The sequence below is a fragment of the Microcoleus sp. Pol11C3 genome (assembly GCF_036701485.1).
Lineage (GTDB): Bacteria > Cyanobacteriota > Cyanobacteriia > Cyanobacteriales > Microcoleaceae > Microcoleus.
Genome location: NZ_JAUBQW010000003.1, coordinates 102,423 through 123,932 on the forward strand (window position 1 = coordinate 102,423; position 21,510 = coordinate 123,932).

The 21,510-nt window shown below is 45.9% G+C and carries 17 protein-coding genes; 1 reads left to right on the forward strand and 16 read right to left on the reverse strand.

The features are described 5' to 3' along the window. Positions 1–65 precede the first annotated feature (65 nt). A complete protein-coding gene (locus QUA40_RS01930; RefSeq protein ID WP_333121315.1) occupies positions 66–1,802 on the reverse strand; it encodes a helix-turn-helix transcriptional regulator in 1,737 nt (578 codons plus the stop codon). 299 nt (positions 1,803–2,101) lie between these two features. After that, on the reverse strand, positions 2,102–2,752 hold the full coding sequence (locus QUA40_RS01935; protein ID WP_333121317.1) for a hypothetical protein: 651 nt from the start codon (positions 2,750–2,752) through the stop codon (positions 2,102–2,104). 58 nt (positions 2,753–2,810) lie between these two features. On the opposite strand from QUA40_RS01935, the gene QUA40_RS01940 reads away from it, so the two are divergent. Beyond that, positions 2,811–3,785: a tyrosine-type recombinase/integrase gene (locus tag QUA40_RS01940; RefSeq protein WP_333121319.1), complete on the forward strand. Its 975-nt coding sequence runs from the start codon at positions 2,811–2,813 to the stop codon at positions 3,783–3,785. Positions 3,786–4,206: 421 nt separating this feature from the next. On the opposite strand, the gene QUA40_RS01945 is transcribed toward QUA40_RS01940, so the two are convergent. The 14 genes from QUA40_RS01945 to QUA40_RS02010 form a co-directional block, all read right to left on the reverse strand. After that, positions 4,207–9,144, reverse strand: a complete 4,938-nt coding sequence (locus QUA40_RS01945; protein ID WP_333121322.1) for a CHAT domain-containing tetratricopeptide repeat protein — start codon at positions 9,142–9,144, stop codon at positions 4,207–4,209. 58 nt (positions 9,145–9,202) lie between these two features. After that, entirely contained in the window at positions 9,203–9,967 is a 765-nt protein-coding gene (locus tag QUA40_RS01950) for a DUF1822 family protein (RefSeq protein WP_333121324.1), read from the reverse strand. Beyond that, positions 9,964–10,659, reverse strand: a complete 696-nt coding sequence (locus QUA40_RS01955) for a hypothetical protein (protein ID WP_333121325.1) — start codon at positions 10,657–10,659, stop codon at positions 9,964–9,966. The genes QUA40_RS01950 and QUA40_RS01955 overlap by 4 nt, the downstream gene beginning before the upstream one ends. Positions 10,660–10,725: 66 nt before the next feature. Then, on the reverse strand, positions 10,726–10,989 hold the full coding sequence (locus tag QUA40_RS01960) for an HNH endonuclease (RefSeq protein ID WP_333121326.1): 264 nt from the start codon (positions 10,987–10,989) through the stop codon (positions 10,726–10,728). Between the two features lie 152 nt (positions 10,990–11,141). Next, positions 11,142–11,321, reverse strand: coding sequence for a hypothetical protein (locus tag QUA40_RS01965; protein ID WP_333121328.1), 180 nt, complete (start codon positions 11,319–11,321; stop codon positions 11,142–11,144). Positions 11,322–11,333: 12 nt separating this feature from the next. After that, complete coding sequence (locus QUA40_RS01970; RefSeq protein WP_333121375.1) at positions 11,334–11,666, reverse strand: hypothetical protein; 333 nt, start codon at positions 11,664–11,666, stop codon at positions 11,334–11,336. A gap of 428 nt (positions 11,667–12,094) precedes the next feature. After that, entirely contained in the window at positions 12,095–12,604 is a 510-nt protein-coding gene (locus QUA40_RS01975) for a hypothetical protein (RefSeq protein WP_333121329.1), read from the reverse strand. A 316-nt stretch (positions 12,605–12,920) separates the two neighbouring features. After that, complete coding sequence (locus tag QUA40_RS01980; protein ID WP_333121331.1) at positions 12,921–13,862, reverse strand: ParB/RepB/Spo0J family partition protein; 942 nt, start codon at positions 13,860–13,862, stop codon at positions 12,921–12,923. Next, positions 13,859–14,614: a ParA family protein gene (locus QUA40_RS01985; RefSeq protein ID WP_333121333.1), complete on the reverse strand. Its 756-nt coding sequence runs from the start codon at positions 14,612–14,614 to the stop codon at positions 13,859–13,861. Before QUA40_RS01985 ends, QUA40_RS01980 begins: the two co-directional genes overlap by 4 nt. Before the next feature lie 120 nt (positions 14,615–14,734). Then, positions 14,735–14,902: a hypothetical protein gene (locus QUA40_RS01990; RefSeq protein ID WP_333121335.1), complete on the reverse strand. Its 168-nt coding sequence runs from the start codon at positions 14,900–14,902 to the stop codon at positions 14,735–14,737. Continuing rightward, complete coding sequence (locus QUA40_RS01995) at positions 14,903–17,245, reverse strand: ATP-binding protein (RefSeq protein ID WP_333121337.1); 2,343 nt, start codon at positions 17,243–17,245, stop codon at positions 14,903–14,905. It abuts the gene before it with no gap. Between the two features lie 457 nt (positions 17,246–17,702). Continuing rightward, complete coding sequence (locus QUA40_RS02000; RefSeq protein WP_333121338.1) at positions 17,703–18,506, reverse strand: hypothetical protein; 804 nt, start codon at positions 18,504–18,506, stop codon at positions 17,703–17,705. 109 nt (positions 18,507–18,615) lie between these two features. Further along, positions 18,616–20,619: a hypothetical protein gene (locus QUA40_RS02005; protein WP_333121341.1), complete on the reverse strand. Its 2,004-nt coding sequence runs from the start codon at positions 20,617–20,619 to the stop codon at positions 18,616–18,618. A 169-nt stretch (positions 20,620–20,788) separates the two neighbouring features. Further along, positions 20,789–21,493 (reverse strand): hypothetical protein, encoded by a 705-nt coding sequence (locus QUA40_RS02010; RefSeq protein WP_333121343.1) that lies wholly within the window; start codon positions 21,491–21,493, stop codon positions 20,789–20,791. Positions 21,494–21,510 lie beyond the last annotated feature (17 nt).

The following is a 21,510-nucleotide window of genomic DNA, read 5'->3' on the forward strand; positions in this document are numbered from 1 at the left end:
CTTACTACGCAAAACTCCAGCCTTACTACGCTTGGGGCTGGAGTTGGGGTCAAGGGGACGGGAAGCTAGATTGACAATTCTGGTAGCACTTTAGGCAAGATTTTTTTGAGGTGGGCGGCGGTTTTGGGGCTAATTGGCTTGCCGCGCTGAAGCTGTGAGACTAGCTGCTGAGATATGCCCAGCTTTTCGGCGATGACTCTTTGCTTCGTCCAATCCTTTGCTTCACAAGCCTTCTGTATCGGTTCCCACTCTAACGGGGCAGCAAATGCTGATTTCCGTTTCCGGGGCAAAGATGCTGATTTTTTAGCAGCTATCAAGGCAGGAATTTTACCGGGAGGCTTGATGGTGACACCAGCTTCTAGCAGTAAATCAATAATTCTTTTTTTGCAATCTTTGGGTTTACCTGTTGTACTTCCAGGACGCAACCATTCTGGGTAGGTTTCAGAGTCATATATAATCTGCCAATCTAACTCAGCTAGCTGCATTAAGGCTTTATCCCAACGTTGCTTCAGCTTACCAGCGTAGCGATGATCCTTACGGGCTAATTCAATCTCATTTTTCGGCATCACCATCTCTAGCACGGTCTTAACCGTGTATTTCCCATTTGTATGAATGGCGCTTTCTGTTGTTATATTGATGGCAATTAAGAATGCTAGCTCATCATGATACGGGTTCATTTTGAGCGTCGCTTCTGAAATCCAACCAAACTCATATAAGGCAACTGGAGGTCTGGCATTCTTGCCAGGTTTATTAAAGAAAAACTCAGCCCATCTACCCGCCCGAATGAAGGCTACTATTTCTGTTGGTTCATCAATTTCATCTGTGAAAATGTTACGCAGCCCGTAGCGCTCCACAGCAACGTCCCAAATGAGGGAATTCATATCGCATCCTAGCTTCCCGATATTCCATTTAATGGTAGCGTCCAGCCTTCTCAGAAGCTTCAGGCATTGCTCTATCCTGAGTAACTTCTGGGAAGTGGTCATATCTTTACGCTCACCCCAACCCATTAAGTCTATGAGGTTAGTGCCGCCATTTTTCCCAGTTCCAGCTAGCTTAATTTCAGTTCTCCAAGGCACAGCCTGTTGAAAAACATAGGCAGATAGTAAACAGTGGAGTTTGGCAGTATCTTTCCCCAAATTGCCAAATTCCTCAATAATTCCCCAGGCTGCCTTGCCTGTAAAGTAAAAATATTCTTTAGTAACTGGGTCTTTATCCTTTAAGGCTAACTTAACAAAACCCGTGCTGTAATTATCTCGAAAAAACACATTTTTATGGGTATCTTCTTGCCAATCCCAAATTCGTAATAAGGACTTGCAAGCCGTTCTAGGAGGGGCTGAGGTGAGTATTTGAGTGATTGTGGTGCTGATAAATAGCTGGGGTTCGGTTGCGGGAACTGTTTTTGAAGCCAGCCCCAGCATAGCGGTTAACTCATCTAGTGTCCGATTGGATAAATCGAGTGGCTCTAGAAAAATTAAAGCTGAATCAAGTGCCACGTTTTTCCATAAATTTTCCTCGGTTCTACCTGCCTGAAGCCAGAGGGTCAGATGATTTAATATTTCCTCTGCTTTTGTCAAGTAGAAAGCATCATCAACTATCTGATCTTTGAGAAATTTTTCGAGTTCATCAACACACTTATGACTAAAGCCTTCTAATGTTTCATCCCTTTTAGTAATTTCGGCATGAATCCCCATTGCTACATTCAAGGCCAAAGTTTCTAAAAAATTACTCTGGCGTAGCTTCTTGGCGTACTCTTGAATGCGGTCGCCATCTATCGTGGTGGTGGTGGTAGTAGATAACTCCATAGCCTAGCCTCTTAATGCTAATAATAGTTACAGGTTTGATAGACAAATATCTCACTTGCTTTCTCGAACCTTTTTGTAAGGAGTAACCCGAACTTTCCGTACTACCAGGCCCTGTAGCCCCAAAGCATTTGCGTTCCAGTGGTGGCGAAAAATAATGTGTTTTTCCACTAACTTCACGATCGAAAGCTCTCCCATATACTGTCCCAATTCGCTCGTTACTACAGTTTACCATAACGCTATTATTTTAACATTTTCCAGTAATAATTTCCTGCTTTATCGCTGTTAATTTCTGCCAGAAACTAAGAACTGTTGATACAAGCTATTGTCAAATCTCGATCATCCCCTAACCCACAAACAGCCTTCGCACAGAGGGACGTTATGCTTCCGGTTTTTCCACTAATTTCTCCTGCAAAGCACATCTCTAAGCGCGTAGCATCGGCATAGTCATAGTTATTAGCATAGGGCGGCGAGGTAATGATTAAATCAGCAAAATCATCCGGTACGCCAAGACAAGTCCGAGCATCAGAGCGAACGCTCTTAGCAGTATTAGCTGCTGTTTTTCCTGCAATTCTCATGTCTTGAACCTGGGTTTGAACCATTAGCTCAAAAGCTGACATCGGCGACAATACAGATTTTTTGGTTTGGTTTGGTAAGATGTACTGCCAAGGGGCAGTTCCAACGCAGGAAACATGGCAGAGAATGGCTATAATTGTCAGCCATACCAACTCGGATTGAGGAGAATCGTCAGCTAATTGTTTCCAAGCCTGCCACAATCGATTTAAGCCTTCAAGGGAGCGATCGCTTAAACAAGAACGAATCAAAGCCGGATAATTATCTACACAGCCCGACAAATTTTCGGCACGTATAGCGATCGCCGCTGCGCCTGCAAGGTTTTGGAGCCCGCCGCTCATCATTAGTACGCTCGCCGAACGGACTGGTAAATTATCCATCTTTTTGCACCCCAGATTCAGGTAATCTGGTCTGGAAAGGCACATTATGAGGCCGGCTATGGACTTAGAACACGCTGCTAATTCCTTTGGAGAGATAGCTTCAACGCGCGACCTAGTGGCAGAGCTGTTAGCTGCCAAGCGCTCTGTCAACACAAGGGGGGCTTATGAGAAAGATTTGTACGATTTTTTTATGACAATGACGGGGCAGGAACCGCATCCGGCATTAGTGCGCGAGTTCCTACGGCTGAACCGCTTCGCCGCTGTCGCGGTGGTTCTCAAGTATAAAGCCAAACTAATCGACAAGGGACTTAAGGAAGCGACGATTAATCGGCGACTGGCGGCTATCAAAAGTTTGGTGAATTTTGCTCGCAAGGTGGGCGAGTGCGAGTGGAGTTTGGTAGATGTTGAAGGAGAGAAGGTGGTTCCTTACCGGGATACTACAGGGTTTGGCCGAGTTGCTTCTGAGAATGTGGCGGCGATGCAGTCGGTGTTGTCCATTCCTGACCGGAGTACACCCCAGGGAAAGCGCGACTATGCAGTTCTTCGGCTGCTGTGGGACAATGCGTTGCGCCGGGGGGAGATCGGCGGAGCCAATATAGGCGACTTTGACCCGCTAGCCCGAACTCTGAATATTTACGGCAAAGGTAGGGGAACTCAAGCGCAGCTAATTGACTTGCATAGCGCGACTAGAGATGCGATTTCTGATTGGCTGAGCGTGCGGGGAGCTGCAATGCCCCTCGATCCTTTATTTATCGCTTTGACAAAGCGTGAATACGGATTGAGGTTGAGCGGGTACGCTATTTACAAGCTTGTTTTCTCAACTTGCTCCGCTGCGGGAATTCCTAAAAGAATCAGCCCGCACAGAATACGCCACGCTGCAATTACGACGCTGTTAGATACAAGCAACGGTAATACGCGAATGGCGCAGAAGTTGAGCCGCCATACGAGCTCGAACGTCCTTAATTGCTACGATGACAATCGGCAGAGCTTGCAGCGAGAAGCGTCGGGGCTGCTGGCTGATTTGGTGCGCTAAGTTGAGATTTGTATGTTCGGATGGTAATCGAATACAAGACAATGGGAAACTCATCGAAACTGTTAACTCTCGTCTCACACTCCTAGTCCAAGGAAATATGGTTGAAATACTACGATACAGTATTTAGGACTCAAAATGATTTGTGAGCGAGATTATCTGCGAATACTAGGCAAGAAATTGTAAAAGTTGGGGGTTCGATACCCCCAACTTTTATCCCCATTCCTCTCACTACTGTTAAAGCAGTCGAACCCAAACCTGCACCTGGTATCGAACCCCCAACTTTTACCCTCATTCCTCTCACACTCTCCCGTTGCGGTGAGACGTGAGGCTCCTGCGGAATTAGCTGAACTTTCCTAACTAATGCTCGAACTGCTATACTGGTTTATTCAGGTGTTGCTAAATTCCTCTTTAATAGTCTATTTTACCGAATCCCAGTGCAGGTAAAAGCGGCCCAGTAAAAAGGGTGAGAGAACGGCTTTAATTCTTGACAATATTTATCTAAATTTTTGACAGATAAATAAATTTGTTTGCCAATTTTATCATACTTTTTGTATTCTTCATCCCATTGCTGATATTCTGAGGAACCGGAGGAGCAAGCTTTTCGTTCTGCCTCGGATATTTTGCGGAGGGTGTGGGTTTCTTCACGTTTCTGTTTCAAAAGTTCTGTGAGTTGGGGTTTATAACTAGCAGCTAAGGTATTGCCCGTAAGCTCTCGCAACTTAACTTGAGCTTGTCTCATAGCTTCTGGGCGATTCTTTCCCTGCTGCCACTCTTGATAGTAAAAAATGGAGAAAAGCGCCGTAGCTAAATCATCGACAGCCCAAAGCGTACTGATAACACTTCTGGCTCCCGCCGACAAAAAAGCAGTTGAAAAAGTGAGGATATCACCAGTAATTTCACTCAATCCCAATCCTGTTTCGCAGCAGGAAAGAAATACATCCGACAACTGAGGGAGACGCCATGCAGGAGTCATTAGCTGACCTAAAGTAATGCAGCCATCTCCTAAAATTAATGTCGATTCAAAGGGATTGTCAAAACGCGACTGGGCGTGGTGGCTAGAGTGGAGGATTTGGACGGTTTGCGCCAGTTCTCGATAGTTACTAACCGTGGCTTGACGGCGACCTTTTAAGCGTTGATTGTCTGGGATACTATAAAGGACTGCTAGTTGCTCTCCTTCAAAGCTGGCGCAAGGCAAGTCGCCCGTCGCATCTTCAATAGTGCCACAGTTTAGGTTATTGCCTAATGAAGGGCGCTGCTGACAGAACTCTAGCACTTGGCAACTAGGTGCGTAACGAATCAAAAACTTGTCACCCAAATATCGGTTGTCTCCAATGGGTAGTGCAGCGAAGGGGATTTGGTGAAGGGCAAAATGAGGAACTATAATCAGTTCCGAAATTCCTTCTAAATGCCATAAGATTAGATCGTTTAAATTTAACTGTTGTGCCAGTTTAGTTAACATCCCAACGAACTCTTCTTTCCAAGAATTGTTATCTTCAACATATTGTCCTAACCAATTTTGGAAAATCCATCCGTGCAAAGTCTCAAATCCTAAATCAGCGCAACTTTGTAGGGTAATCTCGTTTTGCCGCACGACGAAGATAAAGGTGTCGCTAACAGTGGTGTAAAAGCTAATAATTGCAGTGGTGGGTTTGTCGATAAGCTGCTGGATGGATGGGAATTTGAGAGGATTGACTCGAATTTGACCCGCAAGCACCGAATCTAAGCGACGAAGTTGTTCCCAAATTAGGAGTTTTTCAGCTTCCAGATCAGCTATTGTTTGATTGTAAGCTGCTAGTGCTGCGCGACTGTTATCAAGTTTGCTATTATCAAAGTCGTTGCTAGGTTGATTGCGCCCTCGTTCTTTGTCAATTTGCTGCTGTCGGCGCTCAAAATCCTGTAAATACTGTTGAATTTCAGCAGGAATTTCTGCACTTGAATAGAGGTCATTGCTTGCCATCAAGTCTACGAGGCGTTTAGAGCGCGATCGCTCTACGTATTCAACAGCTTTATCTAACTGCTTATTATTGATGCAAGCTTGCACGATGTTTGCATAAATGTCGATCGCCTCTTCAAAAATTTCTTGGCGGCGAAATTCAGAAGTTGCCCAAGTACGGCTGGTTTCTACGGCTTCGATCGCGATACCGTATCCCTCAATGGCTAACTGCCAATCTCCCATTACAAATGCTCTGTTTCCTAGCATTTCTCCAGTCTTCAGGCACTCAAATGGGAAAGCTGTTGGCGTGAAGACTTCCATTGCTTTTCGATAACAGGCGATCGCCTCGGAGTTTCGCTCAAGGCTGAGGTAGCTATTGGCCAGATTCATTTGAACCATAGCCCACTCTGTAGGAAACTCATCCTGGTTAAAGATTTGTAAGGCAGCTTGATGGGCGGCAATAGCTATTTCTAAATTCTCATTTGGATCGCCCTGAAGTCGATGCAAATAAGCATTAGCCAGATTCATTTTTACTCTAGCCCAATCTACGGGAAACTCGTCTTGAGTGTAAACTTGTAATGCTGCTTTGTTAGCTGCGATCGCCTTCTCAACATTTTCGACCCGATCGCCATGAAGTCGCTGGCGGTAAGCAGATGCCAGATTCATTTGAGTTTGCGCCCAAAGTTGAGGAAATTCTTCGCGGGTGCGGAATAACAGGGCATTTTCATAACAGGCGATCGCTTGTTCCAAGTTTTCCGCCTTGTTGCCACAAATGCGATCGCAGTAAACGATGCCCAAATTGTTTTGCACTTGGGCCCATTCTTCAGGCATTGCTTCGCGGGTGCGAACTTCCATTGCAGCTTCGCCAGCCGCGATCGCTAATTCTGCATTCTCTAACCGATCTCCCCGAATTCGGTTGTCATAGGCAAGAGATAATGTATTTTGAATCGTTGCCCACTGTATCGGAAAAGCTTCGCGGGTATATACTTGTAGGGCATCTTGACAGTAAGCAATCGCTTGTTCTTGATTGTCGGCGCGATCGCCCTTAAAACGGCGGTAGCAAGTGTTACCGAGGAACATCTGACAAAGTGCCCACTCTTCTGGAAAAGCTTCACGGGTAAAGACTGTGGAAGCAATTTCGTAACCTGCGATCGCAATTTCTAAATTATTAGCCTCATTCCCTTTTTTTAATTGGTGGATGTGTAAACTTAAAACCAAAATACCAGAAGCAATTTCTTTTCTTTTTTCAGGTGGGACTTCAGATAGCATAGCATCGGTTTCATCTGGCATCTCCTTAACAAAAATTTCGTCAATTTGCTCTTGGTTAGCGTCAAGCAATATTTTCTGTACCCACTTGATAAAAAGTTCGTCTATGGGTTCTGGATCAGCTTTCAACGATATAAGTTTTTGCGCTATTTTAACAAAATACTTCTCAATTTGCTCTCGCTCATGTTCAAGTAAAGTATCAACTCGAATTTTAGCTTGAGTTTCGGAAATAACTTGCAATAATTCAAAGGGTAAATTAGGGCGGATTTTATGTTGAATAAAATTCCATTGTTCGGGGAAGTCTTCTTTGGTAAAAACAGTAGCTGCAACTTCGTAGCCTGTCTTAGCAATCTTCCAGTTGTTTTCTGCATTGCCTTTGGGGAAATTTTCAATCAGGCTGCTAAAGTTGAGAACTCTTGCCGCTAAATTGATTGCTTCCCCTGGCCCTACTTGAGATATATCAAACTTTATTAGACTTAATCGTTCTACAAAACTGTTGTCCAGTTTATCTAGGTTTGCTTCGAGAATATGGTACAAAGCTTGCGGATTATTTTCGTTTTTTGCAACGGTGTCTAAGACTTTAATAAGAAACTGTGAAATAGAACTTACTTGCTGGAGGTGAACATTTTCTAGTAGGCCTAAAATAACAGGAGAACTTGAGCGTTCAGCATATTCTCTGGCTTTTTTTAGTTCTCCCCAGTCCGTGCAAAGCCCTAGTATTTGTGCGTAAGCAGAAAATTTTTCGGGAATTTCTTGATGTAAAGATTCAGAATCACCCCAGCGGCTGATCATCTCTACAGCTTCAATTACAATCTCAAAACCTTCAAAAGCTTCCGCCTTTTTGCCAGTAGCCAATGCTACCTTTCCCAACTCAAGTCCGGTTTCGATGCACTCTCTAGGGAACGAAGTAGGAGTAAAGACTTTTAAGGCGGTTTGAAAACAGGTTAAAGCATTAGCACTTTGTGCCAATTTGCGGTAAGCAAAACCCAAATCTAACTGGGTTTTAGCCCATCTTTCTGGATAGGTTTCGGGAGTATAAATTTGTAATGCGGCTTGGTAGGCTGCGATCGCCCGTTCCTGGTTCTGGATTTTGTCCCCTAAAATCCTTTCGCTATAGGCAAGACCGAGGTGAAATTGGCTACTAGCCCAATCAGAATCAGTGCGAACTTTTAAGGCAACTTGATAACAGGCGATCGCTTGCTCGAAATTTTGTGCGCGAGATCCTTCAACTCGGCGAGTGTAAGCAAGTGCCAGGTTATTTTGCAGTGTTCCCCAAAGTTCAGGAGTTCGCTCGCGGCTAACAACTTGCAAGGCTCCTTCATAGCAAGCGATCGCCTTTTCTAAATTCTCAGCTTCATCTCCGACGATTCTGTCACTGTAAACAAGACCGAGATTATTTTGCACCATCGCCCACTCTTGGGGAGAAGTATCGCGAGTGAAAATTTGCAAAGCATTGGTGCAAGCGGTTAGGGCTTTTTCAAGGTTGGGCGAGCGATCGCCCCAAATCCGATTGCGGTATGCTGGGGCTAAATCGCTTTGGGTTTTCGCCCACACTTGTGGCTCAACCTCACGAGTCAAAATCTTGGCACATCCTTCAAAACCGGCAATGGCAATTTCCAGGTTAATTGCTCTGTTACCCAGTGGAAATAGCCAGAGGATCTCGCAGAAATACATAATAACTGCCGCGATCGCTTTTGTTATTTTTGGCTGGGTTCTCAGGAGTGTACAATCTATCCAGAGACAAAATTGCCACAAAAAATCTTCATTCAGTTCGTCTGAGTTAATTGCTAGTATCTGGTAAACAGTTTGTCGATCGCTTGGGTTGAACAGAATTGTCCGCAATACTTCCCACAAGAAAGCTGGAGCTTTAACAAAAGAGCCTGTTACTGGTGAGGCATCTGCTCCTATGTAAGACCTGTATAAAAAATCAGCCAAATCGATTAACAAATTAGCCTCAGAAATCTCCCTCTGTGCTACCAGAATTGTAGCTACCATTTCCATCATTTCCACCAAACCAACATCCACCAAGTCCGGGTGCTTCCTTAAAATCTTCAGTTGCTTACCGCGAGGACATTGGAGGAGCGCTTGAATCAGCTTGAAATAATCTTTCTGGCGTTTTGTCGCTGGGGGAGCTTTCTTCGGGCCGAATCCTTTTGCCATATTCTTTACAGGTTACGAAGGGGATACTACATATACACATCAGCCATCCGCTCCAAAATTACGCAGCATCCCTCCATATTTCTGCTAACTTCTCCAGCAGTGCTTCGGCTAAATCTTCTAAATCAGTGTCGGCGCTATCGGCACTTTCACGACGAGTAAACTCCCCTCCTGCGGTACTCCCAGCTAACATCTCTCCCCCTGCGTACCGCCACTCGTACTCGTCGCAAGTTCGATAAATACGCTCTAATTGGGCAACAATATTGCTCTGCGATTGAGTTTGGATCGTGGAGCGTACCTGTACCGCCACTGGATCGTCTGTTTCTAAGAAGGCGATCGCTTCTTCTAAACGAGTAATCTGTTCAATTAAAGTGTCGATTGGCATCAGTTCTGCTACTGCTATTTGTTGCGGGGGATTTGAGCTATCTAAGGTGGGAGCAAATCCCAATAGTTGCACGGAGTCAAGGCGATCGCTAAACTGTACTCCCACATATCCAATCCGATTTTCTATTACTTCTTCGGGTAAGAAGATGGTTGTTTCACCAGGTAAAACTGGGCGGCATTCTAGGGAGCCAATACCTGGGATTACCAAGTCAGCGACATTAGCTAGCGCTGTTTTTGCTGGATTGAAGCTATCGGAATTATTCACATCTGTTTCAATTTGTAGCCATTTTAAATAGCTGTGAACTGCGTAAACTGCGAGTGCATTCAAGTAAACTCGTTTTCCTTTTTGGACTGTACTTTGAACGGCTGCCAACTGTCGCGCCATTTCGTGAGCTTTTAACTCTAGCGGTACTGTTAATAGAGGGAGTTCTGCAATGTTCATGGTTTTGGTTCCTGCTCATATCCTAGAGTGCGGGCTATTTCTTGCAACGAAGGTTCACATTTTCTATCCCAGTGAGAATTCAGAGTTGTGTACTTAACGTTTAACTCTTTTGCTAAGTCTTTAAACTTGTCCGGGGGTTCTTTTAACACTCTTCTTTTGCTGAGGAATTGGCAGTTACACTCCGGGTAAGAACGAGGGTAACTATTTTTTAGCTTGCCTTCTGGATCTTGCTCAATATAAAGTTCTAGTTGGAGACCTATTCGCTGAGTGGTTTCTTTCTGAGCGCTTTCAATCATGCCATCCAACCCGCTGAGCGTAAAATCGGGTAATAGTTCGAGCCGAGTTGTTTCCCCAGCATCCACCGCAATCGGTGCATCTAAACTAATTGGAGCATCTTTGTCAGGAGAGTACAAATCTTTAATTCGCCAACCCAGGTAGACGTTGATCCAGTTAAGCAAACTTTTTGAAACAGAAGATTGGCGCGGCTCAAAATTAGCAATCTCGCGACTAACCCATTCTAAAGTAAGGTTGAGGGCAGCAGGATAATTTGGATGAGCTGATTTTTTGACTCCTGGTAGTTGCTGAATTTGCAATAACAGCTTGTTCATGGCTGTTCGCCATTTTCTACTTTTAGCTGGGTTGTGGCGCACCTCTGCAATTAGAGCGCTTAACCGTCCATCTAGGTCATCCATGCGACTTTTTTGAGGAGCAAGTTAGTTTGTTTATTAGCTATGAAAATTCGCGATCGTGCGAAAATCCTAAGCTATTTTCTCATGTGGTTGAGCTCTTTGTGTGCGTAAATTCTTGCCGGGAGGAGGCAAGAGGCTATTTCCACGCGAATTATTGCAACTGAAGCAGGCTAAACGCAGGTTGGAGAGTGCGTTAGACCCGCCTCGACTTTTCGGGAGTAAGTGTTCGATGGTTCTTTCTGATTTCTGCATCGACTTGTTGCACCAGTGGCAGCGGTTTCCGTACAGTTCCAGAAGTTGGCGTCTCTTGTTGCGTCTTGAAGCTGGGGACATAAAGCTTTCGGAGCCTCACGGCTGTTACGTGTTCATTTACGTATCAGCTCCCTGCTAAAAATTTACGCAGCCATAATTTAAACTCTCCTGCTGCCTTTGATCCCTGGACTAAAGTTGAGCGGGTTGTCAGGCTCGTTTTTGAGGATTTTTCTTTATTTTGGTTGGTAATTAGAAGACTTCAGAGCAGGAGCCAAAAAGCGTTCTGTGTAATACAAAGCCAGTTGATTGCTCACACCATTAAAAACCGCATCAAAGGCGTGTTCAGCCCAAGGAATTTCGACCATTACCGCACGGTTTCCAGGGGCTTGTAATTGTTCGTAGAGAGCGTCCAAACTTTGCCCCAACTATATGGTCGCGACCTGCATAAACCAGTAGAGAAGGGGAAGGTTGGGTTTAACATAATTGATAGGAGAAGCTTCATGGTAAAGCTCTCTTAATTTGTCCGGGGTTCCTCCCAGAAAGGCTCGCAGAATAGCTCGGACGTTTAGGGGGTCGGGAAAAGGTGCGTCATAATCTCCCCGGAGCAGGTCATTTGGCCCGTAATAATTCACTACTGCCCGAACTAGAACTGTAGTTGAACGATAAGCATAAAGCGATGCTAAATGGGAACCGGCTGATCTTCCCATCAGAGCAATTCTGTCAATATCAATGAACCACTCATCGGCATGGGTTTTGATACAGCAATTTCCAGGTTCATGGAGTACGGTTGCAAGGGTTTGTCAACCATTTTGGTAAGTGTTTGGGATTAAGGTGTACTCTATTTCCCTGGAATCTGCTGTATATGACAGAGCAGCTTCTACGTCCTCCAACTGAACCCGAAACCGATACTGGGGAGCGTGGTGGTAATCTATTGCTACTACGCAATAGCCCCTCCCGATGGGAGCATCTCATATTTGTAAAAACACTTCTTCGGGCTCCTTCCTTCTTCCTTCTTCCTTCCTTCTTCCTCTTTTCTCCTGGCTCCTGACTCCTGACTCCAATTTCTAGCTTGGCTGCTTTCATTGAGATGCTCCCCCTCCCGGCCATGTAGCGGCTAAATTCCTCATTACTATTTGGACTGTCTCTTTGCCAAGCTCTTCTCTAGAGGATGACGATCGCCGGATATCTACCAATTTGCATCGGCCGGTAAACATTTAGTTGCAGTTTCACTCGATCCGGGGAAAGCAACTACAACGCCTTCAGGAATGCGAACTTCCCGGACGGGGATTCCCCGGAAGGCATCTGCTAGGATAAACGGTTGTTGTCGTCGTTGTGCCTGTTCAATTTGAGGAAGGGTGGCCAAATAATCTGCCCCCAAAACTGCTTGGACTTCGGCCGTGATCCGTGTATTGGCTGCTGGGAACTGTAGCAGGGGGATTAGGCTGAGGCTCAGGGCAAGCAGGCTACAGACCAGGGATGTGTTGCAGAACCAGCCTTGTTGTCGTCTGAAGATGGTTAGCATTCGGGCGATCGCATTAATACCTACAAGCCAAGGGCTAATTTCTGGCGCTCCCACTGCCAAAGGAAACAGGGACAGTGTGGTCGCTGGTACGATGACCCAGAGGCTGAGAAATAATCCAACTGCACTCAGAAACGAAGAGATGAACAGGGAGACTAAAAACCATACTAATGACACTAGCTTTTTGTCGTTATTTTTAGGTCGCACAGATTTTTTCCCAAAGCCGGATTTTTAACTATTACGCCTTAGATCCCGCCACTGAAGTCTGTACCCAGAATTAGTGGCGGGATCTAAGGCGAGAAAAAGCGAAATTGTTTTCAGGCGAGAAAAAGCGAAATTGTTTTCAACCGATATGAGGTACAGCCGAATAAGGACAGAGAACATTTGAAGTTTTTCTAAAACAGAAGCCTACACTGCTCCTGCCGATACAGTGTAGGTAGTTCACTCAGCTTAAATTAATGTGAATTTAAGTAGTTTTACTTTAAAATCCGCTTCATTTTTCCAATCCCTCACCCACCAAAGCTTCCAGTTCAGCTAACAGCTTCTCTAGTTTCTTTTGCTTTTTGGGGTCATCCCAAACCTTAGACTTTTTCACTCTGCCATAAGCTGCATCTACGCGACTTTTAAGTGAGTGATTTGGTGCTGTCGCCGGGCCTGTACTTTTCGCTGTTAAATCGGCAATGCGCTGTTTGATTTGGGTCAGGGAGAGGTCGAGAGCGATCGCCTCTTCTAACAATTGGAAGCGCTCTGAGCTATCCTTAACTCGGGCGATCGCTCTGGCTTTGGTATACTCAATCTGTCCTTTCCGCAGCGCTCCAATCACATCATCTGGCAGGTTCAGCAACGGGAGGCGATTGGTTCGGAAACTCTCTGGAGTGTACTTCCCGACGAGTGCAAATATATCGCTTACTATTTGCCACTCCGAGCTGTGGATAACGTTATCCACACCGGCGCGTTCCGGGTGCGCGGCTGCTCCGAGCAAAGCAATAACTGACGAGGAGGTAGAGTTTAATTTCATTGCCAGCAATTGCAGAATCCCCTCAGTTTCCTCAATCGCATTCAAATCTTCCCGCTGCAAGTTCTCCAGCAGTGTAATTTGCAGAGCCTCTGTGTCTGTCAGTTCCCGAATCACAACAGGAATCTCAGTCAAACCTAACGACGAAGCGGCTCGATAGCGCCGTTCACCCGCTACCAATTCGTACTTGTTGCCATCTATTGGGCGTACCAGGAGCGGTTGCAGAATCCCTAGCTGCTTGACTGACTCCACCAGTTCTTGCATAGCTGTCGGATCGAAATAGCGGCGTGGCTGCTGCTGGGGCAAGACAATTTTGTGTATTGAGACAAGGGAGGATGCGGCATCTTCGCTGTCGCTGGTTCCTAATAGAGCCTCAACCCCTTTGATTTGATAAGGCTGACTGTCGCGCTTTTGATTCATGCCAGAGCTAAGAGTCCTTGTGCAATAGTATCGAGTATGGCGACGGCTGGATGTTTTGGATTGTACACGGCCAGAGGTACGTGTTGCTGTGACGCATCGGCGAAAGCGACAGTCCGAGGCACGGCAGGGTAAATCGCACCAATCTTCTCCAGAGAAGTAGTAATTGACTGCAAACTTTGAAAGGCCTGTACAGTACGGGTATCGTACAGCGTCGGAATCACTCCAGCAATCTGCAATGAACGATTAGCGCGTTTTCTGACGCGAGCAATGGTTTGCAACAGCAATTCTGTTCCTTTGAGAGCTTTATATTCAGTCTGAATCGGAATTAAGACGTGAGTGGAGGCAACTAGACTGATATAGGATAGGATGCCTAGCGAAGGAGGGCAGTCTATCAATATGAAGTCATAGTTCGAGCTAAGGGGGTCAATGACTTCTTTTAGCCGACTATCTCTCATGTCAGCCACCACCAGTTCCAGCTCTGCTCCGCTCAAATTAATATTAGAAGGGAGCAAGTCCATGTTGTGAAGGTTTTTGCGGAGCGCCGCGTCAGAACCGTTCATAATGGACTCGTAGACAGTTTCCTGTAACTCAGAGGGTTCCAAGCCCATGAAGGCGGTAAGCGAGGCTTGGGGGTCCATATCTACTAACAAGACTTTTTGCGAACGCTTCGCCAAATGGTAGCCTAAATTCATTGTCAAACTGGTTTTGGAGACACCGCCTGACTGGTTGAACAGCGCAATAATTTTGCTCATCTATTTTTAAGCACGCTCACTCAACGTGTTGATTAAACAATATTAGTGGACTGCGGCTTATTCTAGGTTAATCTTTGAAATAACTTTGAGAACCGCCTCTGATAACTGCGATCGCAGTTATCATTGAACAGAGATGTTGAGGGGAGCATCCCGATGCAAGCAAGTTGTCTCAAAAGATAACGGCAGTATAGGGCTTTCGAGGGATATCAGCGGTGTTTTTGCAAAATCGGGATGCTCCCGATGTTGAGCGCAGTCCATACCCATAACTTGGATTTTGGTGGGGTTCATTCAAAGGTAGTGTTGAGTCAAATCGCTGATAATATCTAAACTCATATTTTCCACTAACTTGGTCAAAGCCCCAGCAATTTGTTTCTGGGAGCGAGGAATTCGCTCAATTAACTGCCTTACCGCTTGCTCGTCTCCACAAGCGGCGGCTTTATAAAGCTTCTTAATCGACTCCCTCGGCAACACAGATAGCGACTCAGGAGTCAGTTGCTGGGCAGGCTCATCCTGTTCGGACTTCCTCGGCGACTCCTCTTCATAGATATAGCGAACACCCAAATGAAGCGCCATCTTCTCAAAAATTACTGTTTCTCGGAACGGTTTGGCAACAAAGTCATCGAAGCCATTCGACAAAGCGAGTTTCTTGGTTTCAACAAACGCATTAGCGCTCAAAGCAATAATTTTTGTATTGGAGCCGTCAGGCAGAGAACGAATTTTTCGAGCAGCTTGAAAACCGTCTAAAAGCGGCATTTTCAAATCCATCCAAATTAAATCCGGCTTGTACTTTTGCCACAATTTAACAGCCTCAGTTCCGTTATCCGCAAACCACAAAAGAAAGCCGGCCGACTTCAATATCTGAGTTAGTAGCAACCGATTTGCAGACTCATCGTCCGCTACCAGAATGCGATAATTTTGTTGGTTGGGTGCCAGTCCATTCACTTGTTTTTGAGGCTGGATGTCACGGACTTCGCTCTGTGTTGCACGACTCACTTTAATGTAAAAACTGAAAACCGTTCCTTTCCCCACAGAACTTTTGACGTTGATATCGCCACCCATCAGCTTGACGAAAGAGCGGCTGATGGGCAATCCCAAGCCCGTTCCCGTTTGTGATTTCCTGCCAGTTGCTGTTTGCACGAACGGCTTGAACAAACTGCTAAGCTCGTCAGGCGCAATACCAGGACCTGTATCCTTCACTGAGAACTGGAGAAAGAATTTGGGTAACGGTTTTTTTGCCAGCGGCTGAAGGCATTTTACAGTCAGCTTCACCCTACCCGCCTCAGTAAATTTAACAGCATTACCTAACAAATTAATCAAAACTTGACGCAGCTTGCTTTCATCAGTTCGGATGTATTGCGGCACATCAGAACTGCGTTCAAAAACAAGTTGCAAGCCCGACGACTGAGTTTTGAGCTGAAATAAAAGTTTTAAGTCATCGAGCAAACTGTACAAGTCAACAGCAGTTTCTTCGAGGGTGATTTGACCTGCTTCAATTTTGGACAGCGACAAAATATCGTTGATTAGTTTCAACAAATGCTCGCCGTTGCGATTGATAATATTTAAACTCGGCTGCTGTTCCGGGGCAGTTTGTTTGGAGCGGACAAGAAGGTGGGCAAAGCCGATAATCGCATTCAGAGGCGTTCTCAATTCGTGGCTCATATTGGCCAGAAAGGTACTTTTAGCGCGATTGGCACTTTCGGCTGCAATTTTAGCTTGTTTTAGTTCCTTTGTTTTCTGTGCAACTTGCCGTTTTAAATCGCCAGAATATTCTTCTAACCGCTTGCGAGATGCTTTTAACTGGGAATTCATGCGCTCGAAAGCACAGGCTAGGGCTTCGAGTTCGGCAACACCGCTACCTAAAACTGTTGAGTCGAAGTCGCCACCAGCTATCGCCTCTGTTGCCGAAATTAACCGCTGCAGCCGCTGTTCTATTCTTAGGGAAATGGACAGCAAAAGGCAGATAGAAAGAACCAAAGCCAGCAGCACGAGCAAAATAGTGTTGCGGGTGTTGGCCTGAACTTTGCTCGTGAAGTCGGTTTCGGGTACAACTGCCACAATTAGCCAGTTTAAGCCTTTCGAGTTTTCAAAAGGTCTGACTTGCAGCCAGTATAGTGAGTTGCTGGCAGTAAAGTTAAGATTTTGGCTGCTGTTAATAGCAGCGAGGCTGCCATAATGTTTAAGCAAATACTCTGTGGAAAGCTGGATTACTTGTTGTTGCAGAGCTCGGGCGCTTCTTCGCTGCTGGTGGTCAACCGAAATAGACGGTTTTGGTTCAGTTACCTCGTTCCAAGCAACTAAATGTCCCGAACGGTCTAAGATAAAGGCTTGACAGTTAGGGCTGATGTGGAAATCGTGCAAGTTGAATTTTGAGGTTGGGGTGAGAAAAGCAGAATTTGTTTTTTGTTGAGGCAATATTGTTTTTGGAGAGTCTGACCCATTTCTTTTCCCATTTGGTTTGATTGTGACTCCGGCTGTTTGACTTGGGGGAAGTTGGTTCACCGAACCAGTTTGCATTTTCTTATAAGTCCCTTCTCCTTTCTCAACCCCAACCCCTTCTTTTAAGTAGTTGTCAAGGCGGTCCCAGATGCGGCTCGTTGCTTCTCCCAATAGCTGTGCAACTAAGTCATTCATTGTCTGCCGCCCTGTTTGAAAAGAAAGCCATCCCGTTAGAGCTAGTAAGGTTGAAATTAGGAGAGCGTTGGGGACTGTAAGCACAACGCGCAGCGGGAGGGCAGACTTTTTTTGAATTGAGCTTTTTGGGCGGAACATTGGTTGAAAAAAGGGAGTGGAGAGAGGGAGAGAGGGAGAGAGGGAGAGAGGGAGAGAGGGGGAGAGGGGGAGGGGGAAATTGGGAGAGGGAGAATAATTGACGGTTTTTCCCACCCATTAGACCAACCAAATCTGCAAATTTAATGCACGGCAGCTTAAGGTTTTTAATTCCTTTGATTGAAAAGAGTTGCTATCTACTGCAATCTACTTAAAAACGGAAAATCTTCCTATTTACAGCATACCTCTAATCACTTTTCACCCCCACTCCCGCTCCCCCACTCCCCATTCCCGTTACCTATTCCCGCAGCTCCGGCTCCAATCAAAAAGCAGAGCGACTTTTAAGAAGCCGAGTAGTTCGGGTTGTTGGCGGTTGTCGCTGTTGAAATCTTGTTCCAGGGTAGTTGAATTCTTCTCGTGCAATGCGGCTCAGCTCGACAATTACAGACAAGTCTACTCCGGCTCGTGCAGCAGCATCGGCCGCCGATAGATTCTGATTTCTTACCAGAGCTAAAAATTGTCGCACGCTGTAGACTACTGGGTCGCTGGCTGCTGTGTAGCCTTTTTGAATGGCAATTAGCAATCCTTTTTCAACATCTGATGCAGAGGGTGCGCGACCTCTATCAACGTTCACAGTCGGCTCCATTCTTGGCGTGACGGGAGCGATGCGAATTCCTAAGTGTTCTGGTTCTTTGTTGGTAGGAACGATGTTGAAGTTGTAAAGTCGCTGTTTCCCTTTTGAATCTACAGTTTTGATTGAAAGGTTAGTGATGGTAGCTGTGGTAGCTCCCGGAAAATTGAGCGGTTGAATGGGACGCAAGAAAACAGTTTTGGCTTGGCCGCTTGCCAACTGTGCATCGGTGCTGAAAACTATTTTTGAGGGGTCGGCAATTAAAACGTAGGCGAGAGCTTCGTCGGTTGAGCTGAAGTCGATCGCACTTGCGCGACCGGGATAGACTAAAATATCGATCGCACTATTGACGGCAATATCTCGACCCACAGTTTGATAGCCTGTTACTCTTGATTGAGCAAAAGCACAGTCGGGGTAGCTTGCAGTAGCGAACACTGCTGTGAACAAAAGCCCTCCGAGGGAAAGCATTCTTGGGGATTGGATGCGATTCGTCATGGCAGTTATTCGTTGATGTTGAGAAAATTGTTGACAGTAGAAACGGGGATTTCCTTTACTAATCGCCGCAGTCGCGTTGGGGCGACTTAACCGTTTACCGACGGTTTGGTTATCGGTAAATGTTGAGAAAGCTGTTAACAGTAATAGAAACCGGGGTTCCTTTATTAACCACAGCTACATTAGGGCGGTTTAAAAGTTCTTCAGTTGCTCTATCTGAGCGGCTTTCCATCCGTTTTGCTAGGGGGCTGAAGAAGCCGTCGAGGACGGCTGACCAAATTTGCGGGTCTCGACTTTCAACGGTGGTTGTACTGCTCCCAAACCTACCGCTAATACTGCTAGAGCTTCTGACTTTAGGCTCTGCGAACACTTGACCGACTCGTCCAACTCCCGACAGCACTGCGGTGAGGATATCCTGTCCGGCAATATCGTTCCCTGGGTCGAAGTAGCCTGAAGCAATCAATGGCTGTCCGCCCTCTCCTGCAATCAAAATTGCGCCTTCTGGAATGGGCTGCTGTTTAATCTGACCGTTTCTATCAGAGTAGACGAGCGCCACAGCAGTAGCTTGTACCATGCGATTGGTCAAGCTGACGGTGCTGGCTTTGGCAATGACAACCGTGCCCTTCCGAAAAGCAATAGAGCCGTCAGTTGCCGTGAAGTCGGCTGTGAGGGTGACGGCAAATTTGTCGTAAAGCTGTTTGCCTGAGCCTTCATCCCACAGCAGGGGAACCGAAACTACGCCGTTGGCTGTGGTTCCAAGGGGAACAATCGCTGTTTGGGGCGTGCGGTTGAGAATGCCTTTTGCCCCTGGGGAATTTACTTGTTCTAGGGTTGGGGAATTTGTTAAGGCAGAAGCCTCTGGAGCAGTTTCTGGGGAAAGGGTTTGAAATTCTGTATCGGCGGGCAAGGACGTTGGACGAGCGCTCAGTCGAGCCTCCGTCTCGATTGGGTTATCGGTAGAATCGGAACTTATTTGGGGGGAAAGGGGAGCCGGAGTTAATTGGTTAGTGGGGTTTTGGGAGTTGTCGGTGGTTTCGAGGCTGTCCCCTCCATAAGGAAACTCCGGGTGTAGCCTTTCCCCGCTGGCGTTATGTGGGTGGCTATATAGTTTTTCTGGGATTTGCTCGAAAGAAACGTATGAGGGTTGCGACTTTTGGTTGCCGATATTGACTGTTAGGAATTCAGTTGTGGGAGCTGGCTTTGTCAGAGCGGCGACGGTAGCACTTGTTGTCGCTGGAGTGCTTGGTGTTGCACTCACGGCATTCGCTATTCGGTTAGGGTCAAAATTTCCCCTAATTTGTCCGAGTTGAGCGAGTTGGTTCCACCGCTCAAACGGGTCGATTTTTTCTTCGGTTGGAGTTGGAATTAAAGGTGGGGGTATTAACGGTTTGGGTATGGGGGCTGGTGGGGGCGCGGGTGTTCTTTGCGGTATGGGTGCGGGTACTGTTACCGTCCGCACTACTGTTCGGGGTGCGGGTAGGGGTTCGCGTAGAGGAGTAGGTAGCGGTGCAGCGCTCCGGGTAGCGACTAGACGCGGAGTTCGCGGAGTTCGCGGGGTTCTTGACGGTTTGGGCGACGGTTCTGTTTTGGGTTTTGCGGTTTTTTGCGGTTTTGAGGCTAAGAGTTTTTGTTGGTCTTGGTAAGCTAATTTAGCCAGCAACTCCGGTTTTTCATCTTTAATGGTGCCAGAAGAGCTTTCTTTTGGTGTTGATTGTGCGATAGGTTCGCGAGGTGATTTAGGCTTGATAAATTGCCAAATCAGCAGTCCTAGCAATAGTATTCCACCAGTCAATAGCAGTATTGTCACTGCTCTAGGAACGCCTCTTTCTGAAACAGGCGGGGGCAGTGGGCTTTCCTCATCTTGAGCGAGTTGATATTGAGTTTCAAGTGTTAGGGGTGCATTGGGGTCGAAATTAGCAATGAAGTTTTCATCAATATCATCGTCAGAAGGGGAAGGGTTTGGAGAAGGGGAAATAGGGGAATTGATGTTATCGTCATCATTATTAGGGGTATATTCACTTGATGCAGTTGTATGATTCATATTGGCTGTAGTGGTACTATTATCAGGAGTGGTATTAATTGGATTTTCCGTTAATCCATTTGTTTTGTTAGTCATGGCTTTAGAGTTGAATGTGTTGTGTTTAACTGTACATAAAAAAGCAAAGAGAGAAGACTTCAAGCAAAGGGATTAAACATACTAAATGTTTAAATTATTTAGTTGTTACGGTAGGTTTTTAAATTTACCCACTTGCCGGTTCGTCCCCTTTCCATGTCTCTTTCCTCTTCTATGGTTTGAATTGGACAATGCGGGAAATTTCTAATCCGGCTGCTCTCAAAGAGTGAATAGTCTTCTCTAATTCATTAGCGTTTTCTTTGAGAGGGGATTTGGGAATTTCTACGGCTTTGACGGTGAAGGTTCGATTAAACTGTTCTCGGCTTTCTCCAATGCCTTGCTCTAGCACTACGCGAGTAGCAATTACATCTATTTCCCAAACTCCTCTTTTTATTTCTCTCGGTTCTGAGATGTGAGAGATATAGACTCCAGAGCGGGTTTTTCCTGAATAGATGGTGTTGGGAACGAGTTTGGCAAGTTCAACAAGAGAAGCTTTACCAAACTCTGATTCCATCATCAAGGAACCCATCCAAGCAGTTGTAGGAACTTGGGAAGCTTTAACTTTAATGCCGGGGTCGGGGTCATTTGTGCCGGGAATTTTGCCTGACCAAGCCCAGGTTAAATTTACCCAACTGGATACAAAATTTTGGATAATTTTCGGCTCTCTGTACAGTTCATCTTGTTCTGCAATTCGGGCTGCGGTTCCGTCTTTTAACTGGACAAAGGTAACTTTTCTTTGAGATAAGGCTCTCAAACTGACTGTATTCACTAAAACAGCAATTGTCAGGAGGAAAACAAAGCTTGTTAGCAGGACAAAGCACAAGGCTAAGGTGTTTTTAGATTCAGGGAGTAAGGGTTGTGATTGTGGAAATTTCATATTATCGAAGGGGATGG

What these genes read in the sequence shown, in the direction of transcription:
- QUA40_RS01995 (WP_333121337.1), bottom strand. Translation starts at nt 17,245, where the DNA reads ATGAATGACTTAGTTGCACAGCTATTGGGAGAAGCAACGAGCCGCATC.
- QUA40_RS01935 (WP_333121317.1), bottom strand. Translation starts at nt 2,752, where the DNA reads ATGGATAATTTACCAGTCCGTTCGGCGAGCGTACTAATGATGAGCGGC.
- QUA40_RS01955 (WP_333121325.1), bottom strand. Translation starts at nt 10,659, where the DNA reads ATGGATGACCTAGATGGACGGTTAAGCGCTCTAATTGCAGAGGTGCGC.
- QUA40_RS01960 (WP_333121326.1), bottom strand. Translation starts at nt 10,989, where the DNA reads ATGTCCCCAGCTTCAAGACGCAACAAGAGACGCCAACTTCTGGAACTG.
- QUA40_RS01985 (WP_333121333.1), bottom strand. Translation starts at nt 14,614, where the DNA reads ATGAGCAAAATTATTGCGCTGTTCAACCAGTCAGGCGGTGTCTCCAAA.
- QUA40_RS01950 (WP_333121324.1), bottom strand. Translation starts at nt 9,967, where the DNA reads ATGAACATTGCAGAACTCCCTCTATTAACAGTACCGCTAGAGTTAAAA.
- QUA40_RS01945 (WP_333121322.1), bottom strand. Translation starts at nt 9,144, where the DNA reads ATGGCAAAAGGATTCGGCCCGAAGAAAGCTCCCCCAGCGACAAAACGC.
- QUA40_RS01980 (WP_333121331.1), bottom strand. Translation starts at nt 13,862, where the DNA reads ATGAATCAAAAGCGCGACAGTCAGCCTTATCAAATCAAAGGGGTTGAG.
- QUA40_RS01940 (WP_333121319.1), top strand. Translation starts at nt 2,811, where the DNA reads ATGGACTTAGAACACGCTGCTAATTCCTTTGGAGAGATAGCTTCAACG.
- QUA40_RS02010 (WP_333121343.1), bottom strand. Translation starts at nt 21,493, where the DNA reads ATGAAATTTCCACAATCACAACCCTTACTCCCTGAATCTAAAAACACC.
- QUA40_RS01930 (WP_333121315.1), bottom strand. Translation starts at nt 1,802, where the DNA reads ATGGAGTTATCTACTACCACCACCACCACGATAGATGGCGACCGCATT.
- QUA40_RS02000 (WP_333121338.1), bottom strand. Translation starts at nt 18,506, where the DNA reads ATGACGAATCGCATCCAATCCCCAAGAATGCTTTCCCTCGGAGGGCTT.
- QUA40_RS02005 (WP_333121341.1), bottom strand. Translation starts at nt 20,619, where the DNA reads ATGACTAACAAAACAAATGGATTAACGGAAAATCCAATTAATACCACT.
- QUA40_RS01990 (WP_333121335.1), bottom strand. Translation starts at nt 14,902, where the DNA reads ATGAACCCCACCAAAATCCAAGTTATGGGTATGGACTGCGCTCAACAT.